The organism is Paenibacillus sp. LX16 (assembly GCF_036252815.1).
Lineage (GTDB): Bacteria > Bacillota > Bacilli > Paenibacillales > Paenibacillaceae > Paenibacillus > Paenibacillus polymyxa_B.
In genome coordinates this window covers 4,026,620-4,049,839 of the sequence record NZ_CP141152.1, presented here as the reverse complement: position 1 = coordinate 4,049,839, position 23,220 = coordinate 4,026,620, and the positions used below count along the sequence as shown (strand labels likewise).

The window sequence follows — 23,220 nt, the reverse complement described above, 5'->3', positions numbered from 1 at the left end:
ATCGCCTCGACCCCATTAAATTTCGTAACCTTACAGATTTTTTTCCGTATAAAGATAAAAACATGATCCGAATTCGTACCCTCAGGGAGAAATGCAACCATGTTTAACAAAATGAGAAGTTGAGGTAATGCATCATATGAATGAAAAATTACAAGCCAATACAGGATATCAGCTGGCTGAGCGGAAGGCGATTCAGTATTTTGCATTACTGTATGATCAGGTCATAGACAAATCTTATGTGACTACCCTGACAGAAGACATTCAAAAGTGGAAAAAAAATCATATTTATCATTCCTCATGGTTATCCTTTTTTTCACGGAGAAAGAGAAAACCTGATACTCGGGACTATAATAGATACATTCAATGGCTGAATTATACAGGCAAATTGGATGATTATCTGGACCGAAGTGTCTCCTATATTTATATGAGGGACCTAGGCAAAGCTCTGAATTCTCCTGACACACATACCCGGATTCAGCGTGTCATTGCAGACGTAAAAAAACACTTGATCCAATCCACCAGTGCAAACGGGGGAGACCAACCGGAATTTATGAATTTGGCCGGGGTGTATCGGTGGGCCCAGAGGGAAGGTATAGAAACCGCGATAATTTGGGTGATCAACAAACTTAGGTCCGTATCCTCCCATATTCCCAAAGAGATGGATGCCGAGCAAGCCCAGCGCAAACTGATTAAGATCATTATCGGGGTTATTTTGCATGTGATGGAAGAAATGGACGATACAGTGTCACCTATGGAACGTGCTCGCAGACTTGATGAAGCCATCAGGCTTGGGTACTCCTATGGTCTAACCTATCCTTTCATTGATGATCTTCTCGACTCCCAGGTTCTGAACGTTCAAGAGAAAGAACAATATTCCCGTATGATACGTGCCGGGCTTCTCAGTGGATCTGTGCCTGAGATGGGCGATTGGACTGGAAATCATATGAGGTTGATTCAATACATACATTCGGAGCTCTCGGATGCATTTGAGTATATTAAGGAACATCAGCGGCCAGACACACAGCAAACATTTTTCGAGCAGGCTTATGTCTTTTTTCATTCTCAAGATATTGACCGTGTTAAGGATCTGACGCGAGCTACTTATACTAATGAAGAGCTTTATATACCCGTTATTTTGAAGTCTTCTTCGTCCCGATTGATTGTCCGTTCTGTGATTAGTGCTCCTGCGGATGAGGGGTTTGAGCAACGAACATTCTTTTATGGCATCTATAACCAGCTTGCTGATGATTTTGCGGATATGGTTGACGATATGAGAGACGGTGCGGTAACACCCTATACCTACTATTTAAAATATCATCATCAGAGACCGGATTTGATCAATCCCTTTGAATTATACTGGGCGGTTATTTCCTATTTGATCCATAACGTATATGACTCCGATGCCATGGCTCGTGAGGTGATACTGGATCGTGCAATGAATGGACTCAAACGTTATAAAGAACGTGTAGGTATTGAAAAGTATAATGAAACGATGGAGATCTTTGCATCCGGAAATCCGGAATTTAATAATCTCATTCAGAAGATGGTACAAAAAGCGGATGATGTAGATTTCTTAGATAAGCTGCTTCGGGACCAGATGATTACCCATCTGAAAAACGATGCGAGGGAAAAAGAAGACTTTTTCAATACGGTCAAAATGGTCCGTGAGCAGATTAACAACCAATTGAAAATTACCAAGCCTCAAGGGATTCCGGCCATGAAAGAACAGCTTATTGAGGCTGCAAATTATAGTCTTGAAGGGGACGGGAAGCGGATACGGCCTATATTGACTTGGGTCATGGGCGTGAACGAATATGGATTAGATGCATCGGCAATTGTGCCTCTTCTGAGATCATTGGAATATATGCATACAGCCTCCCTGATTTTTGATGATCTTCCTTCCCAGGATAATGCGTCTACCCGTAGAGGGCGTCAGACCTTGCATCAGGTGCACAATAGCGCTACCGCAGAATTAACCGGTCTGTTCCTGATCCAGAAGGCGATTGGGGAACAATCGTCACTTGACCAGTTCAATGCTGAAACGGTGCTTGCTTTGATACAATACTCGGCCCAGAAAGCAGAAGATATGTGTATGGGGCAGGCGATGGATCTGGATTCCAAAGGAAAGGCACTGACCTTGGAGCAGCTGAATATGGTGTGCTTTTACAAAACCGGAGTGGCGTTTGAGGCTTGTCTGGTTATGCCAGCCATGCTTGCACAGGTCAAGGAACCGGAAATTGCTGCTTTGAAGAAATTCGCCTATCATATGGGGATTGCTTTTCAGATTAAAGATGATTTGCTTGATGTGGAAGGAGATATGCTCTTACTCGGAAAACCTGTTGGCCAAGATTCTGATAACAACAATTCGAATTTCGTGTCCATCCTTGGTCTAGAAGGTGCCAGTAAAGAGATGTGGGAACACTATTGTCTCGCTATGGAAGCATTAGAAGAGATCCCACGTAATATTGCTTTTCTGAAGCACTTAATACATTATGTCGTGAACCGGGACCGTTAAAAAACGAGTGTGCCCCATTGCTCCACAAGAGTAATGGGTGTTTTTACGTTGAGACCGAAGAGCTGCTCATGTTCCTTCGTTCATCGGTAATCCTCTAATGTGATATAAATATGTCTGAGCACGCAACACAGATATGTGAATATCTAGTGACTTCAGCACCCCATTTTGCCCATTATGGTGCATTCTCCCTTATAATAATACAAAACAGATGAGGAGATGAACTCCAGATGAAAAAAGGAATCTTAGTCGCTTCAGGGTTGGTTGTTTCCGCATTGGGGACGTACCTAATTGCAGGAAATATTCAGAAAGAAGGGGCGGAAAAACATGAGACGACAGATATCAAGAAATTGGTGCATGATATCAGTGCAGGCAAGGCAACAGCCCAGTCTGCTTCCATTAATTCCAGTCAGTTGATTGTGACAGGGGACGATACTCAGACCATTAATTATGATTTGCCCGACAACGAGTTTTTTGTTTCGATTGCACCATATGTGGAACAGACCCACCCATGTGCAACTCATAGTCTAACGGGCTGCCAAGGCGAAATAAAAAACGGTGCGTTCAATGTGACCGTTCACGACTCCGAAGGGAATGTCATCATGGAGAATGCCGCCATGAAATCACAATCCAATGGTTTTATTGATCTATGGCTACCGAGGGATAAAACATACCGCATTAGCGTGAATCATGAAGGTAAAACGGCTGAAACTGAATTCTCTACATATGAGAAAAACGATACGTGTATCACAACGATGCAGTTGAGTTAACGACGGAGGATGAGGGTTGAGCTTACGGATCGCTGAAATGCTCTAAATCCGCAAAACCCTGCGTTCTCATATATAGCTTTTAGTAAAGAGCCTACGTCTGACGGAGGCTCTTTGTGCTGCCCTAATCTTTTGCTGGAGTTACGGAACAGGTCGGGAGGGAATCTATGAGGAATCAGATAGCAAAACTTTAAATTGTATATACTAAAAACCTATTAAAACAGCTGCAAACTTCCGACATATTATCTAAGAGCTTTTCGCTCAATATTCCTCGGGGAGATGGCAGCATGTCACAAAATATTAAGAAGAGCATATTCAGATCATCCAGCATCGCCAACACATTGGCCATGGTCTTGTTAGTCATTATCGTTGTCGTCTTTGCAACCTTGGGGACGTTCATGTTTGCAAGCACGCAAAGCATACTTGTCAAGCAGCAAGAGGCCATGCTCCAGACCAAGACGCAGGCCGTTGTCACTCAATTCGATGCGTTGTTTAAAGAAAAGGGATCACTTGTCAAACAAATGTCAACGAATAATCTTTTTAAGCAATATTTAGAAACCACCCCATCGGCAGAAATGGTGAAAACTTCTCCTTATGCTGCGGAAACAGTAGCGACTCTGGCAGCCATTGTAAAGGCAGAGCCATCTTTTGCCGACGCCTGGATTGCAGGAATATCTGGTAAAGGCTTCTTTCTTCAGAATGATGGTGTTGCTTCTAAACCGGATTTCGATATCCATACACGCCCATACTTCAAGCCAGCCGTTGAAGCAGACGGTTTATACTACTCAGAACCCTATAAGGACGTCAATTCGGGTAATGTGCTGATGGGCATTTTCTATCCGATTAAAGATAGAAGTAATCAATTAATCGGATTTGCTGCTGTCGATATTGCTTTCAAAGACATCCCTGCCGTTATGCAAAGCTATTCGCTTGGAAGCACAGGTTATTCGATTCTTGCGTCCAAAACAGGAGATATTTTGTATCACCCCGATCAAAATAAAGTGCTGAAAGAAAAGATTAACGAAAGCACAGGTGATCTTGGGGAGATTGGAAAGAAAATGATTGCTGGTGAGTCCGGAGTACAGCTAATTAATGATAATGGGGAACGTCGTTATATTGGGTATGCAACCAGTAAAGATACGGGGTGGTCTGTAGGCTTAACTATTTCTGAAGAAGAGGTGCTCACAGAATTAAAAACCTTTACCTGGCTTACCATTGGCGGTTTTGCGGCAGCCACCATCCTGCTCGTTGTGATTTGTTATATAACGCTCCGTTATCTGTTGAGATCAATCCCGAAATTGCTTGCAAAAATCAAGCTGATTGAAAATGGAGATTTGACCGTTCAGTTTGATACGCAATCCAACAACGAAATCGGGCAAATTTCTCAAGGAATTTACAATATGGTTCAAAAAATTCAAGGCATGCTCCAAATGGTGGGTGGCTCAGCTCAAGTCTTGAATCAGTCTTCTCATGATTTGCAATCCATTTCTTCCAGAACCGCGATTACGATGAACGATACGGCGACAGCAATTAATGAAATTGCCAATGCAACGAACTACCAATCCATCGAAACGGATAACATTTTACAAAAAACTGGTGCATTATCCGGCCAAATTGACGAAATTGCCAATGATGCCAAAGCCATCGAAACGATGGTACAAATCTCTGCTGAACAAAGCGGACAGGGGCTTGCTGTAGTAGATCAGTTATCCAGATGGGCGGAAGAAAATCACAATTCCACACAAGCGATGTCGTCTATTATTCAGGAGATTGATCTGAGCCGTCATGAGATTTCCAGCATCGTCGATACGGTCAACCAAATTGCAACGCAGACCAACCTGCTGGCGCTCAATGCTTCTATTGAAGCTGCACGTGCAGGAGAACAGGGTAAAGGGTTTGCTGTTGTTGCCGGGGAGGTTCGCAAGCTGGCTGAGCAGACTGCACTGGCGACACAGGAAATCTACAAGAAGGTACGTGTGATTGAAGAAAAAACCAGCGTATCAGTTGAGCATACGGTTCACGGTCTGAAAATTGCGGAAGAAAATGCGAGATCGGTGGAGGACACGAAGCAAGTATTTTTTAGCATTAACAAGGATTTGGAAGATTTGAAATTGCGAATGATCCAGATCAGCACCAACACCTCCAAAGTCCACAAGCACAAAGATGAGATTTTGCAGGCACTGGAGATCATCTCTTCCACCACCGAGGAAAATTCAGCTTCAACCGAAGAGGTTAGCGCCAGCACGCAGGAACAATTGGAGAGCTTTGAACAGGTTGCTGAACTATCCAAACAATTAAACCAATTGTCCAATAAGCTTCAAGACGAATTAAAACAGTTCAAGGTTGAGTAACAAGTCTACTAGGCATGATATTGGCTAAATATACAGCAAAGCCCGCGTTCAGCGGGCTTTTTAGCTTCAACAGCTGTTGTGGGGTAGAGGGCATGGTAGCTGGTGCGGGATACAGATAGACCATACGTATAAACTGAAATATTAGCGGGGTGAAGATATGAATTGCTTTGAAAAAAATATGGTGTCCGTCTGGTACGGTCACTTTGCCTCTGAAGATGAGTTGTTTGAATATGTTGAGATCAAATACCCGGAAGATGAGAATGAGAATATTTTTAGCGGTTTTTTAAATGATCATAAAATAGATGATTTTGACGAAGATTTTGCTGAAGGAGTCTTTCTGGTTGATGGGTCAGATGATGGTATAAAAGATGTTTCCTATGTTGATTCTTTTTTATCTCCACTATTACATGATTTGAGTAAAGTAGATGGTAAATATAATTCGTTGATCTTTATATATGATTGTAATACAAGCGGTTTATCTGAAAAAAATGGCGAGGAACCACGCTTTTTAGCCGCATATCCTTATTCAAAAGATTAACGGTTACACTATTCTTTTGTCTTCGGAGTCTCATTCCAAGTAATTATGATAATGAAAATTGAACTTAAAGGATCAATAATTTGATCCGAAAGAATCAGGGCCTTAAGGTGAATTTACATCTTAAGTCCCTTTTTTTGTGTGAAAATAGATTTCCAATTTTTTGAACGGCTGATATACTAAGGAGACAAGCGAGCATGAAGATTACCTACTTTATCGGAAGAAGCAAGAAGGATCGTCAAGCGTTGCTCTCAAAAGCGGCTTTTGCGGTGGTCGAGCAGTACATAGGGGTGGAGAGCCAGAAGACTGGCTGTTTCCAGGGCAGAGGGAAGGCCGCCACTTGACGGAACGTTCAGCGCAGAAAGTATTTGATAAGACACTGGCTGAAGCGGGCATTCACAAACAGGTAAGTATTCATTCGCTAAGGCATTCTTTTGCGACCCTTTTGCTGGAGAATGGGATTGATCTTCGCTATATTCAGGAACTGCTAGGGCATCAGAGCGTGCGAACGACGGAGCGGTATACACATGTGAGCAGGCGGGACATTGGGCGGATTCAAAGTCCGTTGGATCGGATGAGCGGGCAGGAGGATTGAACCGCAGAAAGTGCGGGAATAGGGAGAAAAGTGCAGGATTCACGAAGTTCGTGAATATGACGAAGAGAGCATTCTTTCGGAAGTTCGTAAATAAGACGTTAAGCGAAAGTATGAGGAGGAATTCAACTGTTTCCAATTCAGATAAATGGACGATACAAATATCTAGTGAAAGTCATTAATAGAACAGTGGCCTTAATCTCTATAATTGTAAGTTTCTTCACTTTAACTCAGTACTTAAATATAGCTGTTGCTATTATGATCGTTTTTATAGGTTACTTAATAGAAAAAGTGATTTTTGTTTACAATATTGTACACATAAATCCGTTCCCTCAAAGGCTAAGAGAGAACCAAGCAGTTTCAATAGGATATGGTTATCTTGATGAAGAGATGAAAAAGCCATTTATTTACCTAGTATATAAAACCAAGACTGAAGCAATCGAACATTTTAAATATTTTGAGTCAATTGTTTTAGGAAAACTAAATGATGAAGATAACAACTTAGTATTAAGTATTGTTTTTGAAGATAAATCTCGGTATGGAATATATTTTTACCCAAGCCCTTATAGACTTTCAGCGTTAGAAACTAAAAGGAAATTCGAAAATTCTTTAGGGAAAAATGAAAAAGCCAATTTGAAAGTTATGTCGTATATCGATTTCTTACCAGCAATTTATACTGGCGATGGGGAACTGATGGAAATATTCAAAAAGTTTACGGAACAAACACCCATCGAACTTAATACTTGTTACTTTGCTAATGGAGAGATCATTACTGTAAGAAAAAAAGCTATTAAAAAATATCATATGAGAATAATGAATAGAAATGATTTGAATTTTTATACTGATGTTGAATCGAGAATTGATTGGTTTGATCCTCTTGAAGATAGGGATAAAATTATTAGTAATTAGTTGATATACCCAAAGTACCTTCGCTTAACATTATATTCCCGCATCGGGCAAACGCCCTCGGTCCGACAGAGGTATTTCAGGGAAGTAGAAGCAGCCGGACACATCCGACTACGTCGGACGTCGTGAATACGGAAACGTTATCTGAAAGACTAAAAGGAGAAAACAATGACAGATAAACTTCTAAAACTTTATAAAAAGGACTTAAGCTTGTTACACATAATGATGAAAAAAATAAAATGGCAAGGGTTTAATAGATCTATTATTGCCCTATTTTAAGCATTATCTTAATTATTGCAATAAAGTACAATATAAAATCTGATTGGAGTAACGTATCCTTTGTCTCTTTAATAATTTGTATTGTTATACTTTTTAGAGACTTGATTTTAGAAAGAGATCGGATAATTAAATTTGATAATAAAGGGAAAAATTATTATCAAATTAGAATTGAGGGATTAAGAGCATTTTTGAGAAATGAAAGCATTGATACAGATCCTAAAAAGATAGATTTACTGATAAAGCTAGTAGAAAAGCAAGCTGAAGAACAGAAAGTTCCGTTCTTTGTAGGGAGGGGAATTCTTTTGACTATCCTTTTACCCATTGTTTCAACCACCTATACAAATATTTTAAATAAATATACTGATGATTTAACTACTGTTTTGACAATATTTGCGATAATTTCGGCAATTGTTTTACTTGCATTTATCTATGCTACTGTTTTTAGATTTATCTACGATGAGTTTATTAATGGAGATTATCAAAGATATAAGACCATAGCTAATGACTTACGAGAATTACATTTTAAATTAGTATAGTCCTTCAGATAACATAATATTCACGCATTGGACATTCGTCCTCGGTCCAGCATGAGCTGGACACCCAGCCTGCGCTGGGTCGTGAATACAGGAACGTTATCTGAAATAACTATAAAATCATAAAGAGGATTGAATTATATGTGGCCGAGTATTATCGGGTGGTCTTTGTCTGCCTTAATAGCAATTGTTGGTTGGTGGATAGCTATAACTAATTTAAATAAGCAGCATAGAAGAAATCTTGAATTAGATAAACAAAAGTTTGTTCGTGAAATGCAAATTAAAACTGCTGATGAAGCCATAAATTTACTTGCAAAATCAAGAGACTCACTTGGAGAATTGAATTTATATTTAATTCTTTTGCCTGGTGATCTGCGAACAAAATACGCAGTGAATTTTGAAATTCATAATAGTCGTTGGGAAAAGCCAAATGAGCAAGTTTTAAAATTGTGGGAAAAATCCTCTAAGTCAATTCTTGAATTCACCTATTTTTTTGAATCGAGAGAAGTTGTACTTAATAAATTTGTAGGAATGAAGGACATATATTTAGAACAGCTAAGTGAAATAAGAGAAGTGATAGGTAGGTATAGTGAGTATTTAGGTGGGATTTATTATTCAAGATATTTAAACGGGATAGTGCTTTCAGAAGAAGAACTGATAGATTTTGAGAACAGAACGAAAGAATTTAACGAGTATATTTTTGATTTTTTAGGCTACGTACATGATTTTATCATCGAACTACAAAATGCTTTTTTGAGTGAGACATTTGAATATTCAATTCCTGTCAGACAACCAACAGACCCTAAATATAAGGTGCTAAAAGCGAAATAATAGATATGTGGGATTAATCAAGAAGAAAGTTACTTCAGATAACATAATATTCACGCTGTGGAAATACGTCCTTGGTCCGGCATTCGCCGGACACCCGACATGCGTCGGGTCGTGAATACAGGAACGTTAAGTGAAATTACTGTGAGCCAATAAATAATTCAGGGGGTGTTATAAATGAATTTTTCTGAAACAATAAATATTTTTGTGGAATCAAAACAAGAATATCGGATACAAGCACAAGGATATCAGAAAGATTTATTAGTTTTTTGGGATTTTTTAAAAACCAAAAATGTTGATGATGAATCATGGCCGTATTTTTTAGGAGGGGCTAACACAGAGCTAATTATAGGAAGTTTGAAATACTATATTAGAGAAAATAAGATCAATTCCATATCAACAGGAAACAGATTCATTTCAGTGCTGGTAGAATTTTTCCAATTTATTATTGATAAAGAGATTATACAAAATAAAGAGTTATATGCAGAAATGAATTCTCCCATCTATAGTACAAAATCATTTCGTGCTAGGATTAATTCATGGATTTCACAGAATCTCAAAGATAAAGAAAGTACAGTTATCTTCACTCAAACGGAAATAGTTAGACTAATAAATGATTGTGACGAGATACTTAACATGCGAATGATAAACGATGAAGAATTTGATAAGAAGATTGTTCCAGCGCTAATACTAAAATTAATTATACTAACCGGAGTCAAGTATAAGGTTATACGGAATCTTTCAATTAATGATTTGAATTTAAGGTACGGTACTATTGAGATAAATAAGTATGTAATTCACATGCCAATTAGTCTTATTGATCAGTTTGAATTGTATGTATCAATTAGGAGCGAGAAGACTGCTTCTGACTATCTCTTTATTCAAACAACAGGAGAACAACTTCCAGACAAAACTGGTAATACTGCTTACTTCTTAGGAAGCTTAACAATCAGAACAGACTTAACAGGGATTATTAAGTTTGCAATTATTGAGATGATTAATAAAGGCATTGGAGAAAGTATTATCAAAGAATTTACCGGAGTTGGGAAGACTGTCTTTGAAGATTGTTTGAATATAATCAATAAGGATATTCATAAGGATCGAAATGTATTTTTAGACTCACGAGTTCGTGAATTATTCTCTTATAACAATATGTAGAGTGAGGGCAATCCCAAAGAAGCAGTAACTTCACTTAACATAATATTCAAGCTGCGGCTCCTGTCGGAGCCTGGGTCTGTGGGAAGGTTTCGGAGAGGCATTTCAGCAGACAACCCTTCGGGTTCATGAATACAAAAACGTTAGACGACAGAATCAAAAACAATAGAAAAAGAGGGTCATATGGCCCTCTAAATACTAGAATTTTGCAATTCACTAAATAGTTGTAGAGCATCTTTGAAACCTTGTATGTAGATACTTCTTTCTAGGATGAATTGGAGAGAAATTTGGGCGTCTTCGTAAAGAAAAACCGTATGTTGAAGTTGATCGGGCAAAGCATCACGAAGCGTTTTGAAATATTGATCTGTCTCCGAAGAAAGCTGAGTGTACTCCTTATGACACTCCAGAAGCTCAGTATAGAGTAATTCTAAACGTATTCTTATAAGCGGCTCTGTTAATGATTCTAATGTATTAATCATATGTTATTCCTCCTTTGATTAACTCTATAGAGTTATTATATAACCTTATAAAGTTAATTACAAGGTGAATATTTGACTTTATAGAGTTAAAACTTCGCTTTTCGTTGATGATTGCTAATTTGGAAGATAAGATAGAACTATGGAGGGGAAAAGATGAACGTAATCAAGTGCAATATACGAGAACTCATGGCACAACATCGAATAGATGATATAACAGAATTGATGGCGAAATCGGGCTTAAGTCGGAATTCAATCAACAAGTTGTATAGGGGAACGAATATAGAAACAACAAAGCTGGAAACCTTATTCAAACTATGCGATACATTTAACTGCAAATTATCAGATTTAATTGAGTATGTACCGAAAGAAAACCAATAGTGAAGGCAGATTCGAGAAGCAATTCGTATAACACAATATTCAGCGGCTCCTTTGGAGCCTTGATCAGCGAATTAGGATTTGGAGAGGTATTTCAGTAGACCACTCCATTGGGTACATGAATGCAGAAACGTTATCCGAAAGAACCGAGTAATTTTATTGTACATCAAAGTTCTGAGTACTCTGGTTTAGAGAAGCAGAGCAAAACAGATGTACGGTTTGCTGACTGCATGTATTACGTTAATTTTTTCCCCTAAAGCTAGCGAGGGCGCATGAATTACAACCTGAGAATATTTCATAAAGGAGCTAGGGTTATGATTTGGATAGAGATGTCAAAGGATGAAGTACACGGGGGAGGAGAATGGGGATTTACAAAATGCCTTTGGTCACCAGCATATAAAATAGTAGGGGATACCAGACGTATATGGGCATATTGGGATAGTTTAATGCGAGTAAAAGAAGGGGACATTATCTTACATTTAAGAGGAGACTCAAATTCTAAATTCATCGGACATTCAATTGCTGAAACAGATGGCTTTACCACAACACTAAGACCACCTGATCCTGGACCAAATTGGAGTTACGCTGATACTTTTTATAGAGTGAATTTGAAAAAATTTGAACCATTTGATCAGACAATCGAATTAAGTACACTTTTTACTCAAAAAGAAAATCAATTGATGTATTATTTCAATGTAAATAAAGCTAAGAGTTCAGACGAAAAGAAACTCTTATTTTATGTAATTCAAAACGGAAATTTACGTAGACAAAATGGGGCATATCTATCTGAAGTGGATTCAGAATTATACAACATTTTATTTAGTAACAATAATATTAATACTACTGTTAGAGAAAGATTGGTAATTGATCAGTCCAATACATATGAAAGTCAAAAAACTCTGCCTATTAGAATAGGGCAAAGTAATTTTTCTAAAAATGTTCGCGATAATTTTAATCATATTTGTTGTTTTCCAAATTGTGAAGTTGCTGATAGCAGTTTTCTGATTGGAGCTCATATTGCTAGATGGTCTGATAATTCAGAATCAAGAGGAAATACATCTAATGGATTGTGCCTTTGCTTATTTCATGATAAAGCATTTGAAATTGGCTTATTTACTTTAGATGATAACTTATCTGTTTCTATAGATATTGAAAGACTATCTTATTATCATAGTCCAATAAATCAGATAATAGAATCTAATGGTCAAGCTATTAAAGATTCTAAAATACCAATAAATATTAAATATCTAAGGCATCATTGGGCTAGAATTGGATATAGACCATGGAAATAGCTTATCAATAAAGTTATGGGGTACATTTAATTGCAAATTATATGATCTGATTGAATATGTACCTGGAGAAAATCAATAGTGAGGGCAGAGTCTAGAAGCGATTCCGTCGTATAACATAATATTCAAGCTGCAGCTCCGTTGGAGCCTTGGTCTGCGGGACGGATTTCGAAGAGGCATTTCAGCAAACAACCCTTTTGGGGCTCATGAATACAGAAACGTTATCGGAAATTGTAACAAAGGATATAAATACTCAAAACTAATATGGACAACAAGAAAAAATACATGCATTTAGTGAAATATAGTAAGTTAAAGTGGAGGATAGAATATTGAGTGAATTTTTAAGTAAGACTGAAATGTATATTGAGAGAGCAAGATTTCAAGAGTTAGTTCATAGAAATATTGGAGAAATGAATCTTGATAAAAATATCTTTAAAGGTGTAGCAAATTTTATATATTCAACGCTAATTATTGGTTTTTTCTTTTCTTGGGCAAGTGCATCAGATACAAGTAATATTTTTTTGTTTTTAAATAACGTCTTTGAAAGTAAACAAATAGTTGGTCAATTTTTTTATATTACATTCCATATATTATTTATGATTCCGATGATAGCGCTTCTCCTAGATATTCGTAATTCAAGACGTGCTGTAATTATTAATTCTTTAGCACATACAAATATATATAGGATATTTTATAGAGAATTTATTATTGGTAAGCTGACAAATAAGAAATATTCAGAATTGAGGATTGATGAAAAGAAAGAACTATTTCTTTCTAATCAAGGAAGAAAGGTAGAGTTTGAATATTATGAGTTTGAGAATTATATAACTGAAAGATTAAGTAAGCCAATATTCAATATTTCAGGTTTTTTTCCCTCAAGCTATGCAAATTTTATACTACTAAATGAATGTATTGATGGAACTTTAATAATGGAGCGTTATGGACATTTCGGAAAATACGGAGAATTAATTGATGAAAATTATCATTTGATGTAGAGGGGATATATGGATAATACTAATGTGATTGCATAATTTGTATCAAGATTCGATGAAGTTACGACTCCCGATAACATAATATTCACGCTGCGGGCATACGCCCTTGGTCCGGCATTCGCCGTACACCCGACATACGTCGGGTCGTGAATACAGGAACGTTATCGGAAATTCACTTTTAATGATAATCAACCTGTCTTATAAAGAATTAGTGAGACTAGTCCTTTAGCGAAGTATTGTTATAAATTTAAAAATATTAATATAGGAGGAAAAATAAAATGGAAGAAAAAGCTGTATGGGCAGAACCTGAAAATTTCATGATGGTATTCCGGTGTACAACCCAGAAATATGCTGAAAATTTTCTGAATAATGGAGAAATCAAATTTAGTACGCCAAGTTCATGGGTGAAGTACGCTTTTGAAAAAGGAGAAGGACGCGGAGATAAGTTAGAGGGTACAATGGCAACTTTTCATGTGCTTGATATTGAACGAGGAGTTGAATTAAATCAAAAATACGAAAAATACACTGACTTATTACGAGTTCCAATCGGAAAACATGTTTATTTAAAGAGTTCCCGTGACATGGAATTGCCATGCTTTTGCTTTTATATTTTAAAGCAAAGTATGTTTGATTGTCCTGAGAAAGAAGGAAAGCATAGATTAACAACAATGATACCAGACTCCTATTTCAAAGACTTTATGGACAACCTTGATCCAGAAGAAGTAGAGAAATTGGATGAAAAGGATAGACCTTCAGTTATTTTTATACATGACTATAAAGAGTTTGAAAAAAGAATTATTTCTTCTTTAATGGCATTGGGTCTAGAACGAGAAGAAATAATTGTATCACGCGTATCTTATTTTGATTTTGATAAATATGGTGAGTATGGGTGGTGGGATTTTGGGCAAAGGATGCCTAATGAATTGACTATAAAACATACAAGATTTGAGAATCAAAGTGAAGCTAGAATAATTATAAATACAGATAATAAAAAAGTTAAACAGATTTTAGAAAGACCTATTGAGATTGGTTCGTTGAAAGATATAGCGACAGTAAGCAATACTTATCTTCATGGCGGAATGTCAGTAGAGATAACAGTGGATGTAGAAGCATTAGAATAAGTAGTCGTAATGTATTTAGATAATGAATCTAACATATCATCATCTAAAAGCATTATGAAGTTTACTTTTTTATTAAAGTTATAATGCTAATTCACAGAAGAAATGAACATCCGATAACATAATATTCACGCTGTGAGCATTCGCTCTTGGTCCGGCATTCGCCGGACACCCAGCATACGCTGGGTCGTGAATACAGGAACGTTAACTGAAATCTCCGAAACCAACGAAAGACCTCTTTAATATTGTTGTTATTGTTAATGAATTAGTTCAAGTAAATAATTTAGTGCGAGTAAATAAAATCACTAAATTATGCAGAGAGGAAAATTACTGTGGAGATATTACAAGATGAAAAAATGATTACTAGAATTGCAGAGACTTTTTTACCCGTTTTACTAACAAACTTAATTCGTTCGGGTGAGCTTAATATAGATAAGATTGACGATTCTGAGTATAGAGCAGAAATTATAGAAAGAGGCATAGCATTAGTAGATGAACTTCAAATTCAGATGATCAATTATAGCGAATTTATTGAAGCTACCGAATCCGAAATAAAGTCAGAGAGATTTAAAAGTGCATTTATCATGGCAGGAACTTGTATAGAACATATCCTTAATCACTTTTATCGAGAGGTGCTTTCATTAAAGCAAGGACTCGAAGCAGATGAAATTACAAAAGCTATCACTGGACTCAAGATTCCAGACAAAATAGGATGGTTTTTTAAGTTGACAACGAGTGAGACGCTATCAGATAAAATGATTAATCAAGTACGAGAGATTATAAGTATTAGGAATAAAATTGTGCACTATCAAGCGCTTCCAGATGATATTAATTTTACTGGAGGAAGTAGTCATAAATTAGAGCTAATTATAAATGGATTTAATTTCAACGAACTTGTACCTTTTCTGAATGAATTTGACTCTACTCTAGAAGGAATATTAAATAAGGTGATTCCGGAAATTGGTATTGGAAACGAAGTATTTGAAAAGTACTTTAAAAAGAATAAAACTCAGGATTAAGACCTAAGAAAATTTAAAAAAATGTTTGAAACCTTTATTAGTAATTTTGTGGATCTTTCAGGAAGTAGGAGACATCAGTTAACATAATATTCACGCTGCGGACATACGTCCTTGGTCTGGCATTCGCCAGACACTCAGCATACACTGAGTCGTGAATACAAAAGCGTTAAGTGAAATTCCGAGGCAAAATTGAAAGGAAGCTAAAGGATGATTAATGGAGATCAATTAAATCAATTTGAGACTGCAAAAAATTATCAAGAAGCCTTTCTGTCAACGAAAAGAGAGTGGGACAAAGGGAAGCGTGACTTGAGTATATGCTTGAATTTAGGTTTTATATCCTGGTATTTGAGTGTCGAATCTGGAAATACGTTTGTTACTCAGGGGCTTGATGATAACGATTATGAAATGATTGAATTGACATTAAACGAAATTACAGAAGAAGGGATACATAATTTCTCGAAAGAGACGCAGTTTTTATTGATTTTCGGTTATATGATCACTTTGTTTCCTCATCATTTTGGAGACTATGAGCATTGGGAAAGCATGGGGAAAAACATGCTGTCAAAAGCATACGAGTTGGAACCAAGTGATCCAATAATTGAAATGGTTTTTCTTGCGGACAGTATGAGAAGTGAAGGTTATAAAAATGCTTGTTTAAGAGCAAAAGAACATATTAAAGACAGATTTAAGAATAAAGGATTAATGGATAAATATTTTCAAGACGTATTTGATAGGTAATTCAGAGGAACATCACTTAACATAATATTCACGCTGCGGACATTCGTCCTAGGTCCGGCATTCGCCGACACCCAGCATGTGCTGGGTCGTGAATACAGGAACGTTATAGGAAATCAGCGCAAAAAAGCAAAATCAAAAGCAACTTCTTATATGCTAATTCAAGTAACGAGCGGATTTGCGTAAGAGCATTAAAGTATAAAAAATATTCCAAGTCCATTTTCGCAGTATTGTAAGTAATAAACACTATGTTATAAGAATTTATCCTGAAAGAAGTGATCTTAGTTGAGACCTATATCTCAAAACCAATTTGATTTGTATATGTTTTTTACTAGAAGTAGTCTAGCAGAATTTTTTAATGAAGAAATTGAGTGGTATATGAATGATTCAAAAACTCTGTGGAGTGTCATTTGTCTTGATAGACAAGATAAAAATTATACCGTGATTTTTTCTGCAAGGGACGAAAATAGACAAATCCGTTGTATTGATTTAAAGATTGATATAGAGAATATTGATCAGGCAAGAAATTATTTGTTTTCTTATTCAAAAGAACTTGAACAAACAGAAATAATGAATCTAGTAAACAAAAAAAATGTAGTAAAAGATTTGTTTGTTTCAAAAGTAAAAGCATCTAAACTTGATAGGTATTTCGATTTTATATCCAAAAGTGCAACGCACTCTGCTGCAAGGAATGTTATAAATGAGATTATGCCACATTTTTTCGATGTAGATGGTAACTTCATTGAACAATTTCAAACGCAAGGATTTGATTCTAGACTGTGGGAGTTGTATTTATTCTGTTATTTTAATGAAGAAGGTTTACTGATCGACCGAAGTCATTTTGCACCAGACTTTTTACTTAGTTCAAATGACATGATTGTTTCTTTAGAAGCCGTTATAGTAGCTAACAAAGACCCCGATAAACTGTGGGGTGAAAGACTTGATTTGGAAGGGATTTTAAACAAAAAAGAACTAATGCCTGCAAGGTGGGGAAGCGCACTATTTAGTAAACTAACCCATACAGATAAATCTGGAAGACACTATTGGGAATATTCACATACAAAAGAAAAGCCGTTTATTCTTGCTATCGCAGATTTTCATGAACCCTATTCAATGACTTGGAGTCAGAATTCGCTAATAACATATCTATATGGTTATAAGTATGATTTCTCGTATGATGAGAATGGAAAATTGATAATACACCCAATAAAAGTTGAAAAACATAGTAAAGGCGAAGGTCGTAACACGATTCCCTCCGGGTTCTTTTTCCAAGATAATTCTGAAAATATAAGTGCTGTATTACATTCATCCTGTGCAACAATTTCAAAATTTAGTCGAATAGGAAAGCAGTGTGGACTGGACGAAAACGATGTATTGATGCACAGAATTGGAAGTATGCATAACCCCGATCCTAATGCGTCTGAACCGAGTATGTTCGAATATACGGTTACAGAAGAAAATTCGGAAACATGGGCAGAAGGAGTAACTGTATTTCATAACCCAAATGCAAAGTATCCATTACCTTTGGACTTTTTTTTAAATGCAGCTCAATGCTATTTCAAAGATGAATACATCGTTACAGAGTGTATAAATCCTATAGTTTATTCTAATGTAACCTTACACGTTATTGAGGAAAGTAAATTGGAAAACTTAAAAAAATATTTAAGCGGAATAAATAGCATAAATAATTAAATGACTATTAAGAGTTAACACGATTAAATAATTATTTCGCTGCTCAAGCACGGTAATGGACACATGGCTGATACTGCTTTAAATCTATTAAATCTATACTCTAAAGTTGCACATTATAAGTTAACGGGTAGCGTTAGTTTATAATGTATGTAAATAATTCGAAGAAGGTGCTGACATCCTATAACATAATATTCACGCTGCGGACACCCGACATGCGTCGGGTCGTGAATACAGGAACGTTATGTGACATACCGGAAACCATTTATTTAAGAGGGTGAAGCCATGCAACAAGTAGATCTAACCAAAACCCTTGAAGAACTTGAAGGAAAATATTGGGGTGAACCGAATTTTGCTTCTTCATTAGTGATCCAAGTACATCGATTAAGGAAGAAACCTCTTTGTGAATTGAATAATGAAGATTTAAGACTTTTGATTGGGCAACAAATGAATCTAGATTTTCTTTTACCTCTAGCCTTAGAGCAATTAATACAGAACCCATTCGGATCAGGAGATTTATTTTGTTCGATACTCAAAGTGGAGAAAGAATATTGGAAAGAACATAAAGAGTTGAAGAACGAATTGGATGAAGTGATTAGAACCTATGAAGAAGCGAGAAAGACATTAGAAGAGCACATAAGTAAATACAGAAGCGATCATTTGTAAGTAGATTCAAGAAGTCCGGTACACCACATAACATAATATTCACGCTGCGGGCATACGCCCTGGGTACGACATTCGCCGGACACCCAGCATAGCTGGGTCGTGAATACAGGAACGTTAACTGAAATCCAATAAAACATATTTTTAAAATAATTACGAAAGTAGAGTATACAGCAAATGAATAATAAATTAAAACACGTTTTAATTGGAATGGCGAAAGGCAGTATCTCGGCTGCATTTCCTTGTATAGGTGGAGCACTTAACGAAGCCCTTTTTGAAGTAAGAGGAAGAATAGCACAACACAGAATAAATAATTTCGTAGAGAGTTTTTTAATCCAATTAAATGATTTAGGCATTATTGTAGACGAAAAGATTATTAGTTCCGAAGATTTCAATGATATCTATGCTGCAATAATTAAACGAGTTGTAGACACGAAAAATGAATTCAAGTTAAAAATTTTCAAAGATATCCTAGCTTCAATGTTAACCACACCATATCAATCAGATTTCACCGAAACATTTTTGGACTTAGTTACTAGGCTAGACTTTATGGAGATAGAAATTCTAAAAATGTTTGAACACACTGGAAGATCAGGAAGTATGGACATTAGTGAAGGATATGATGGCAGTATAAGTATGCTGAACAGCACATCCCATAAAGATCAAATTATCGAAAAGATAAGGGTTGAATCAGCACACTTATCTATTATTGAATCTCATGGTAAGTATGAATTTTATATCTGTGATTTGATATCTAAAGCACTTCTTATAGATACAAAAACAACAGGGAACACCTATAACGATTTAGCAAAGGAAGGTCTAACGCATCTTTATATCACTGACTTTGGAAAGGAATTTTTAAAATTTATAAGAAATAGTTAAAACCAAGAATTCATAAAGAAAATTTAAACGACCGGACATCAGTTAACATAATATTCACGCTGCGGGCATACGCCCTTGATCCGGCATTCGCCGGATACTCGACATGCGTCGAGTCGTAAATACAGGAACGTTAGTTGAAATTACTGCAAAGAGGAGAAGTCCTATGGAGTTGGAAAATATCATCAAAAAGATTCAAGAAGAAATCAATAAGACAGGATTTCCTCTTGAACTAAGAGTTTCGAAGCTTTTAAAAAATAGAGGGTACTTCGTAAATCATAGTGCCTATCACATTGATGAAGACGAAGGAAAGTCTAGAGAAATTGATATACTTTCGCACTTGAATAGAATCTTTAGGGACAAAAAAACAATCAAGATATATACGTTAGAAACGTTTTAGTTATTGAGTGCAAGAAAAGCGATAATAAACCTTGGGTATTCTTGGAGTCAGAAGTTGACGAATATGATGATCAGGATTTAGAGGAATTGTTTGTATGGAATTTCGAAAATACCAAGCCTTTTGGATTGATTTCAACAAACTATATTAAAGAAGTACATCCTTTTAAAAGTTATGATTACAGAGCTCGAAGTTTTTTTGAAGCCTTCAAAGGATCAGAGACAGGAGAGACGATATTCAAAGCTCTAACAGCGGCAGTAAAAACAAGCTTATATTATGGCAAAGAAAAAAAAAGGATGACATATGTATTTACTATCCGATGGTCATATTTGATGGGCGAATGTTTCAGGCAATATTAGATGATGCAGATAAAATTAACGTAAGTGAAATCAACTCTGTTTTGTTCACTTTTAAATACAAATCTTTGAATTATGAAAGAACCTTTACAATACCGATTTTAAGAGAAAATTATGTTGAAGAGTTCTTAGAGAAGCTAGAACAAAGCTTAGAGGTTGCCACTAAGCAAGCAGAAATGATTAGAAATAGATTTAGTGATTTCGAGTAGAACAGTAACATCAACTAACATAATATTCACGCATTTGACATTCGTCCTCGGTCCAGCATTCGCCGGACACCCAGCATACGCTGGGTCGTGAATACAGGAACGTTATCTGAAACCAATGCTCAATGCAAATAAAAGACAAAAATTAAGGAGCCAATAATGCAATTATCTCAGAATAGTATGAGTGGAATTAAAGGCTGGCTGCTTCTCTTTGTGATCTATTCTTTTTATCTACTTATAAGTAATTTAATAGGTCTTTATTTCGAATTTTATATTTATATGTTAGTTGGAACAATTGGTTGGAATCTTGCTAGAACTATTTCTGTCGGAATATATTTATTTTCTGAAGTCTTAATTATTGTTTCTCTAGTGCTTATATTGAAGAAGAAAAGGAAAGGACCAAATATAATAATTCAAATTGAAATAATCACTATAATATTTGGATTTTTGAACTTCATTCTCACAATTAACAAAATAGATGAACTCCCAAGTTTAATCTCTACAATTATTTTTGGATCAATATGGATTTTGTATTTTAAAAACTCAAAACGAGTCAAAGCAACATTTGAAAGTTAATCAAGAAGGCATTGGCATCAGATAACAAAATATTCACGCATCGGGCCATTCGGCCCTCGGTCCGGCAGAGACATTTTGGGGGAGTGGAAGCAGCCGGACAACCCTGCACTGGCTAAGTCCGTCGGACCCGGCGCGTTCGCTCCTTAAGCCAGTGAGGGTTCGTGAATACAAGAACGTTATGTGAAATCACCTAAATACTAAATTGGAGTTGATCTTATGGAATTTTCTGAGGTGATTGATTTTCTAAGTAATGATAATAGTTATTGGAGTTCTCGTGGACATGAAGAAATAGATATACCATTTGATGTTACGCCTTCAGAATACTTGTCCTTTGCTGAATTTGATTTAGAATCGGGAACTGAAAAACACAGTTTAATAAATGCTCTCTCAAATGCAAAGAGATCTCTTGACTGCCAAATTGATTGTTTGATGATTGCATTTGGTTTTTTTGGAAATTCAAAAAAATGGAATGTACCTAAGAAGATAGAGACTTTAAAAAACTTAGGAATTATTGCTCCTAGAATATTAAATAAAATAAATTCTGTAAGGAATTTAGTTGAACATGAATTTGTTGTTCCAAATAAAGAACAAGTGTCAGACTTTATAGATATGGTTGCACTATTCAATGCAAGTACAGAAAAACATATTTTTAATTTCCCGGGAGATAGTCAAATAGAACACGGTTTAATAAAAGAAGTTTTTCTAGATATCAAGTTTAAACGTAACCAAAGAAACATAAAAATAGAAGTAAGAGAGAAAGGTGTAACAGATAGACAGATATTTAATATTGATTCAAGTCATGATAATTATATAATTTTTATGAAACATTATATTGAGAATTTTTCTAAATCGTGACGAATATAACTCGAAGATAAGTGACTTTACTTAAACAATATACTCACGCACCGGGCTGTACCCTCGGTCCGGCAGAGGCCAGACATCCCAGCATTCGCTAGGGTCGTGAATACAGGAACGTTAAGTGAAATTCTAATTAAATGATATAATGTAACCATAAAAGGACAGGAGGGATTAATGTGAAGTGGCAAGAAGTACAACAAATCTTCCCGAATCAATTTGTAAAGTTTGAAATTCTTCATTTCGAAGAGACAGAAAATAAAGAAATCATAGATGACGTCGCTGTGATTGGTCCTGTAAGTGACGAAGAAGCAACAAGAGAGTTGTTGAATAGCCGAGACAAAACCTTGGTTTATCATACTTCTAAGGACCAGGTCATTGTGAAGGTTCGGAAGAATGTTGGTTTAAGGAGAAATCTATAAATGAAAATTGAGTATAGGGATGGGCTGTTGTTCACCGAAATAACAGTCCATTTTAATGGAGAAAAGAAAGTCATAAATAACATAGTTATTGACACAGGAGCAAGCCATACATTGATTTCACAGGATGAAGTAGATGATATTGGGATTCAGGTCGGGATGGATGACGAAATCATAACAAGTTACGGAATTGGAGGGAAAGAACACGCATTTTCCAAACGGATCAAGGGAATACAGGTAGGAGATTTTATTTTAAGAGATGTACTCATAGATTTTACTTCATTTAAATATCACAATATCAACGGATTATTGGGATTAGACATATTGGTAAAAGGCAAATTCAATGTAGATCTAGAGAACTTTAAACTCTCTCGTTCATAAAGCCATTAAATTTAAAAAGGTTATTCAAAAAAAAGTTGAACTTCACTTAACATAATATTCACACTATGTTTCCGATGAAACCTTGGTCTTCGGGATGAATTTCGGAGAGGAATTTCAGCAGACACCCCCTAACGGGTTCATAAATACAAGAACGTTATAGGAAATACTTGATAAAAGGAGAAAGCAAAATGTTTTAGAAATATCTGCGGACGAAAGGGTATTAAAGATAGATGTTTCACCGAATATGGCTTATGAATCCAAAGGAACATTTTATGAGTTTCCACATTCAGAATTTAATGAAGAGCATCCACAAATTTATCATACAAACCTCTAT

General features: G+C 36.1%; 26 protein-coding genes. 25 read left to right on the top strand and 1 reads right to left on the bottom strand.

Translation table 11 applies throughout. The annotated features are described in order from the left end of the window. The first annotated feature begins 127 nt into the window (after positions 1-127). From T3H97_RS18075 to T3H97_RS18030, 10 genes are all read left to right on the top strand, one after another. Positions 128-2,515 (top strand): polyprenyl synthetase family protein, encoded by a 2,388-nt coding sequence (locus tag T3H97_RS18075; RefSeq protein ID WP_103049506.1) that lies wholly within the window; start codon positions 128-130, stop codon positions 2,513-2,515. Positions 2,516-2,742: 227 nt separating this feature from the next. After that, positions 2,743-3,282 (top strand): CueP family metal-binding protein, encoded by a 540-nt coding sequence (locus tag T3H97_RS18070; protein ID WP_328800462.1) that lies wholly within the window; start codon positions 2,743-2,745, stop codon positions 3,280-3,282. A 284-nt stretch (positions 3,283-3,566) separates the two neighbouring features. Next, positions 3,567-5,630, top strand: coding sequence for a methyl-accepting chemotaxis protein (locus tag T3H97_RS18065; RefSeq protein WP_103049508.1), 2,064 nt, complete (start codon positions 3,567-3,569; stop codon positions 5,628-5,630). Between the two features lie 157 nt (positions 5,631-5,787). Beyond that, complete coding sequence (locus T3H97_RS18060; RefSeq protein ID WP_103049509.1) at positions 5,788-6,168, top strand: immunity 22 family protein; 381 nt, start codon at positions 5,788-5,790, stop codon at positions 6,166-6,168. A 194-nt stretch (positions 6,169-6,362) separates the two neighbouring features. Then, on the top strand, positions 6,363-6,509 hold the full coding sequence (locus T3H97_RS18055; protein ID WP_230585172.1) for a hypothetical protein: 147 nt from the start codon (positions 6,363-6,365) through the stop codon (positions 6,507-6,509). Then, positions 6,506-6,760, top strand: a complete 255-nt coding sequence (locus T3H97_RS18050) for a tyrosine-type recombinase/integrase (RefSeq protein ID WP_103049510.1) — start codon at positions 6,506-6,508, stop codon at positions 6,758-6,760. Before T3H97_RS18055 ends, T3H97_RS18050 begins: the two co-directional genes overlap by 4 nt. Before the next feature lie 165 nt (positions 6,761-6,925). Continuing rightward, positions 6,926-7,666: a hypothetical protein gene (locus T3H97_RS18045; protein ID WP_328800461.1), complete on the top strand. Its 741-nt coding sequence runs from the start codon at positions 6,926-6,928 to the stop codon at positions 7,664-7,666. A 464-nt stretch (positions 7,667-8,130) separates the two neighbouring features. Further along, positions 8,131-8,478: a hypothetical protein gene (locus T3H97_RS18040; protein WP_328800460.1), complete on the top strand. Its 348-nt coding sequence runs from the start codon at positions 8,131-8,133 to the stop codon at positions 8,476-8,478. A gap of 138 nt (positions 8,479-8,616) precedes the next feature. Further along, positions 8,617-9,306, top strand: coding sequence for a hypothetical protein (locus T3H97_RS18035; protein ID WP_328800459.1), 690 nt, complete (start codon positions 8,617-8,619; stop codon positions 9,304-9,306). 174 nt (positions 9,307-9,480) lie between these two features. Further along, positions 9,481-10,461, top strand: coding sequence for a hypothetical protein (locus T3H97_RS18030; RefSeq protein ID WP_328800458.1), 981 nt, complete (start codon positions 9,481-9,483; stop codon positions 10,459-10,461). 188 nt (positions 10,462-10,649) lie between these two features. Here the strand turns inward: T3H97_RS18030 and T3H97_RS18025 are convergent, their stop codons facing one another. After that, positions 10,650-10,937: a hypothetical protein gene (locus T3H97_RS18025; protein ID WP_328800457.1), complete on the bottom strand. Its 288-nt coding sequence runs from the start codon at positions 10,935-10,937 to the stop codon at positions 10,650-10,652. Positions 10,938-11,090: 153 nt separating this feature from the next. Between T3H97_RS18025 and T3H97_RS18020 the strand changes: the two genes are divergently transcribed. From T3H97_RS18020 to T3H97_RS17950, 15 genes are all read left to right on the top strand, one after another. Beyond that, positions 11,091-11,315, top strand: a complete 225-nt coding sequence (locus tag T3H97_RS18020) for a helix-turn-helix domain-containing protein (protein WP_029515467.1) — start codon at positions 11,091-11,093, stop codon at positions 11,313-11,315. Positions 11,316-11,626: 311 nt separating this feature from the next. Beyond that, positions 11,627-12,604 carry an HNH endonuclease gene (locus tag T3H97_RS18015; RefSeq protein ID WP_328800456.1) on the top strand — a complete coding sequence of 326 codons (978 nt, stop codon included), beginning with the start codon at positions 11,627-11,629 and terminating at the stop codon, positions 12,602-12,604. Between the two features lie 326 nt (positions 12,605-12,930). After that, a complete protein-coding gene (locus T3H97_RS18010; protein ID WP_029515465.1) occupies positions 12,931-13,596 on the top strand; it encodes a hypothetical protein in 666 nt (221 codons plus the stop codon). Positions 13,597-13,871: 275 nt separating this feature from the next. Beyond that, positions 13,872-14,714, top strand: a complete 843-nt coding sequence (locus T3H97_RS18005) for a hypothetical protein (RefSeq protein WP_328800455.1) — start codon at positions 13,872-13,874, stop codon at positions 14,712-14,714. A 329-nt stretch (positions 14,715-15,043) separates the two neighbouring features. Next, entirely contained in the window at positions 15,044-15,730 is a 687-nt protein-coding gene (locus tag T3H97_RS18000) for a hypothetical protein (RefSeq protein WP_069010389.1), read from the top strand. 207 nt (positions 15,731-15,937) lie between these two features. After that, on the top strand, positions 15,938-16,468 hold the full coding sequence (locus T3H97_RS17995) for a hypothetical protein (RefSeq protein ID WP_322252197.1): 531 nt from the start codon (positions 15,938-15,940) through the stop codon (positions 16,466-16,468). A 282-nt stretch (positions 16,469-16,750) separates the two neighbouring features. Continuing rightward, the gene (locus tag T3H97_RS17990) at positions 16,751-18,157 is read left to right on the top strand and encodes a hypothetical protein (RefSeq protein ID WP_328800454.1); all 1,407 of its coding nucleotides are present in this window, start codon (positions 16,751-16,753) and stop codon (positions 18,155-18,157) included. Positions 18,158-18,439: 282 nt separating this feature from the next. Next, on the top strand, positions 18,440-18,820 hold the full coding sequence (locus tag T3H97_RS17985) for a contact-dependent growth inhibition system immunity protein (protein WP_328800453.1): 381 nt from the start codon (positions 18,440-18,442) through the stop codon (positions 18,818-18,820). A gap of 174 nt (positions 18,821-18,994) precedes the next feature. Beyond that, complete coding sequence (locus T3H97_RS17980) at positions 18,995-19,699, top strand: hypothetical protein (RefSeq protein ID WP_328800452.1); 705 nt, start codon at positions 18,995-18,997, stop codon at positions 19,697-19,699. 163 nt (positions 19,700-19,862) lie between these two features. After that, positions 19,863-20,096 carry a hypothetical protein gene (locus T3H97_RS17975; RefSeq protein WP_328800451.1) on the top strand — a complete coding sequence of 78 codons (234 nt, stop codon included), beginning with the start codon at positions 19,863-19,865 and terminating at the stop codon, positions 20,094-20,096. Between the two features lie 41 nt (positions 20,097-20,137). After that, positions 20,138-20,452, top strand: a complete 315-nt coding sequence (locus T3H97_RS17970; protein WP_328800450.1) for a hypothetical protein — start codon at positions 20,138-20,140, stop codon at positions 20,450-20,452. Positions 20,453-20,814: 362 nt separating this feature from the next. Then, positions 20,815-21,231, top strand: a complete 417-nt coding sequence (locus tag T3H97_RS17965; RefSeq protein ID WP_029515461.1) for a DUF2569 family protein — start codon at positions 20,815-20,817, stop codon at positions 21,229-21,231. 216 nt (positions 21,232-21,447) lie between these two features. Further along, positions 21,448-22,086, top strand: a complete 639-nt coding sequence (locus T3H97_RS17960) for a hypothetical protein (RefSeq protein WP_328800449.1) — start codon at positions 21,448-21,450, stop codon at positions 22,084-22,086. 179 nt (positions 22,087-22,265) lie between these two features. Then, complete coding sequence (locus T3H97_RS17955) at positions 22,266-22,508, top strand: hypothetical protein (protein ID WP_013372314.1); 243 nt, start codon at positions 22,266-22,268, stop codon at positions 22,506-22,508. After that, positions 22,509-22,886 (top strand): retropepsin-like aspartic protease, encoded by a 378-nt coding sequence (locus T3H97_RS17950; protein ID WP_013372313.1) that lies wholly within the window; start codon positions 22,509-22,511, stop codon positions 22,884-22,886. Positions 22,887-23,220 lie beyond the last annotated feature (334 nt).

What these genes read in the sequence shown, in the direction of transcription:
- T3H97_RS18020 (WP_029515467.1), top strand. Translation starts at nt 11,091, where the DNA reads ATGAACGTAATCAAGTGCAATATACGAGAACTCATGGCACAACATCGA.
- T3H97_RS18030 (WP_328800458.1), top strand. Translation starts at nt 9,481, where the DNA reads ATGAATTTTTCTGAAACAATAAATATTTTTGTGGAATCAAAACAAGAA.
- T3H97_RS17975 (WP_328800451.1), top strand. Translation starts at nt 19,863, where the DNA reads ATGGAGTTGGAAAATATCATCAAAAAGATTCAAGAAGAAATCAATAAG.
- T3H97_RS17960 (WP_328800449.1), top strand. Translation starts at nt 21,448, where the DNA reads ATGGAATTTTCTGAGGTGATTGATTTTCTAAGTAATGATAATAGTTAT.
- T3H97_RS18075 (WP_103049506.1), top strand. Translation starts at nt 128, where the DNA reads ATGCATCATATGAATGAAAAATTACAAGCCAATACAGGATATCAGCTG.
- T3H97_RS17950 (WP_013372313.1), top strand. Translation starts at nt 22,509, where the DNA reads ATGAAAATTGAGTATAGGGATGGGCTGTTGTTCACCGAAATAACAGTC.
- T3H97_RS18005 (WP_328800455.1), top strand. Translation starts at nt 13,872, where the DNA reads ATGGAAGAAAAAGCTGTATGGGCAGAACCTGAAAATTTCATGATGGTA.
- T3H97_RS17995 (WP_322252197.1), top strand. Translation starts at nt 15,938, where the DNA reads ATGATTAATGGAGATCAATTAAATCAATTTGAGACTGCAAAAAATTAT.
- T3H97_RS18035 (WP_328800459.1), top strand. Translation starts at nt 8,617, where the DNA reads ATGTGGCCGAGTATTATCGGGTGGTCTTTGTCTGCCTTAATAGCAATT.
- T3H97_RS18060 (WP_103049509.1), top strand. Translation starts at nt 5,788, where the DNA reads ATGAATTGCTTTGAAAAAAATATGGTGTCCGTCTGGTACGGTCACTTT.
- T3H97_RS18070 (WP_328800462.1), top strand. Translation starts at nt 2,743, where the DNA reads ATGAAAAAAGGAATCTTAGTCGCTTCAGGGTTGGTTGTTTCCGCATTG.
- T3H97_RS18015 (WP_328800456.1), top strand. Translation starts at nt 11,627, where the DNA reads ATGATTTGGATAGAGATGTCAAAGGATGAAGTACACGGGGGAGGAGAA.
- T3H97_RS17980 (WP_328800452.1), top strand. Translation starts at nt 18,995, where the DNA reads ATGAATAATAAATTAAAACACGTTTTAATTGGAATGGCGAAAGGCAGT.
- T3H97_RS17985 (WP_328800453.1), top strand. Translation starts at nt 18,440, where the DNA reads ATGCAACAAGTAGATCTAACCAAAACCCTTGAAGAACTTGAAGGAAAA.
- T3H97_RS18065 (WP_103049508.1), top strand. Translation starts at nt 3,567, where the DNA reads ATGTCACAAAATATTAAGAAGAGCATATTCAGATCATCCAGCATCGCC.
- T3H97_RS18055 (WP_230585172.1), top strand. Translation starts at nt 6,363, where the DNA reads ATGAAGATTACCTACTTTATCGGAAGAAGCAAGAAGGATCGTCAAGCG.
- T3H97_RS18025 (WP_328800457.1), bottom strand. Translation starts at nt 10,937, where the DNA reads ATGATTAATACATTAGAATCATTAACAGAGCCGCTTATAAGAATACGT.
- T3H97_RS17965 (WP_029515461.1), top strand. Translation starts at nt 20,815, where the DNA reads ATGCAATTATCTCAGAATAGTATGAGTGGAATTAAAGGCTGGCTGCTT.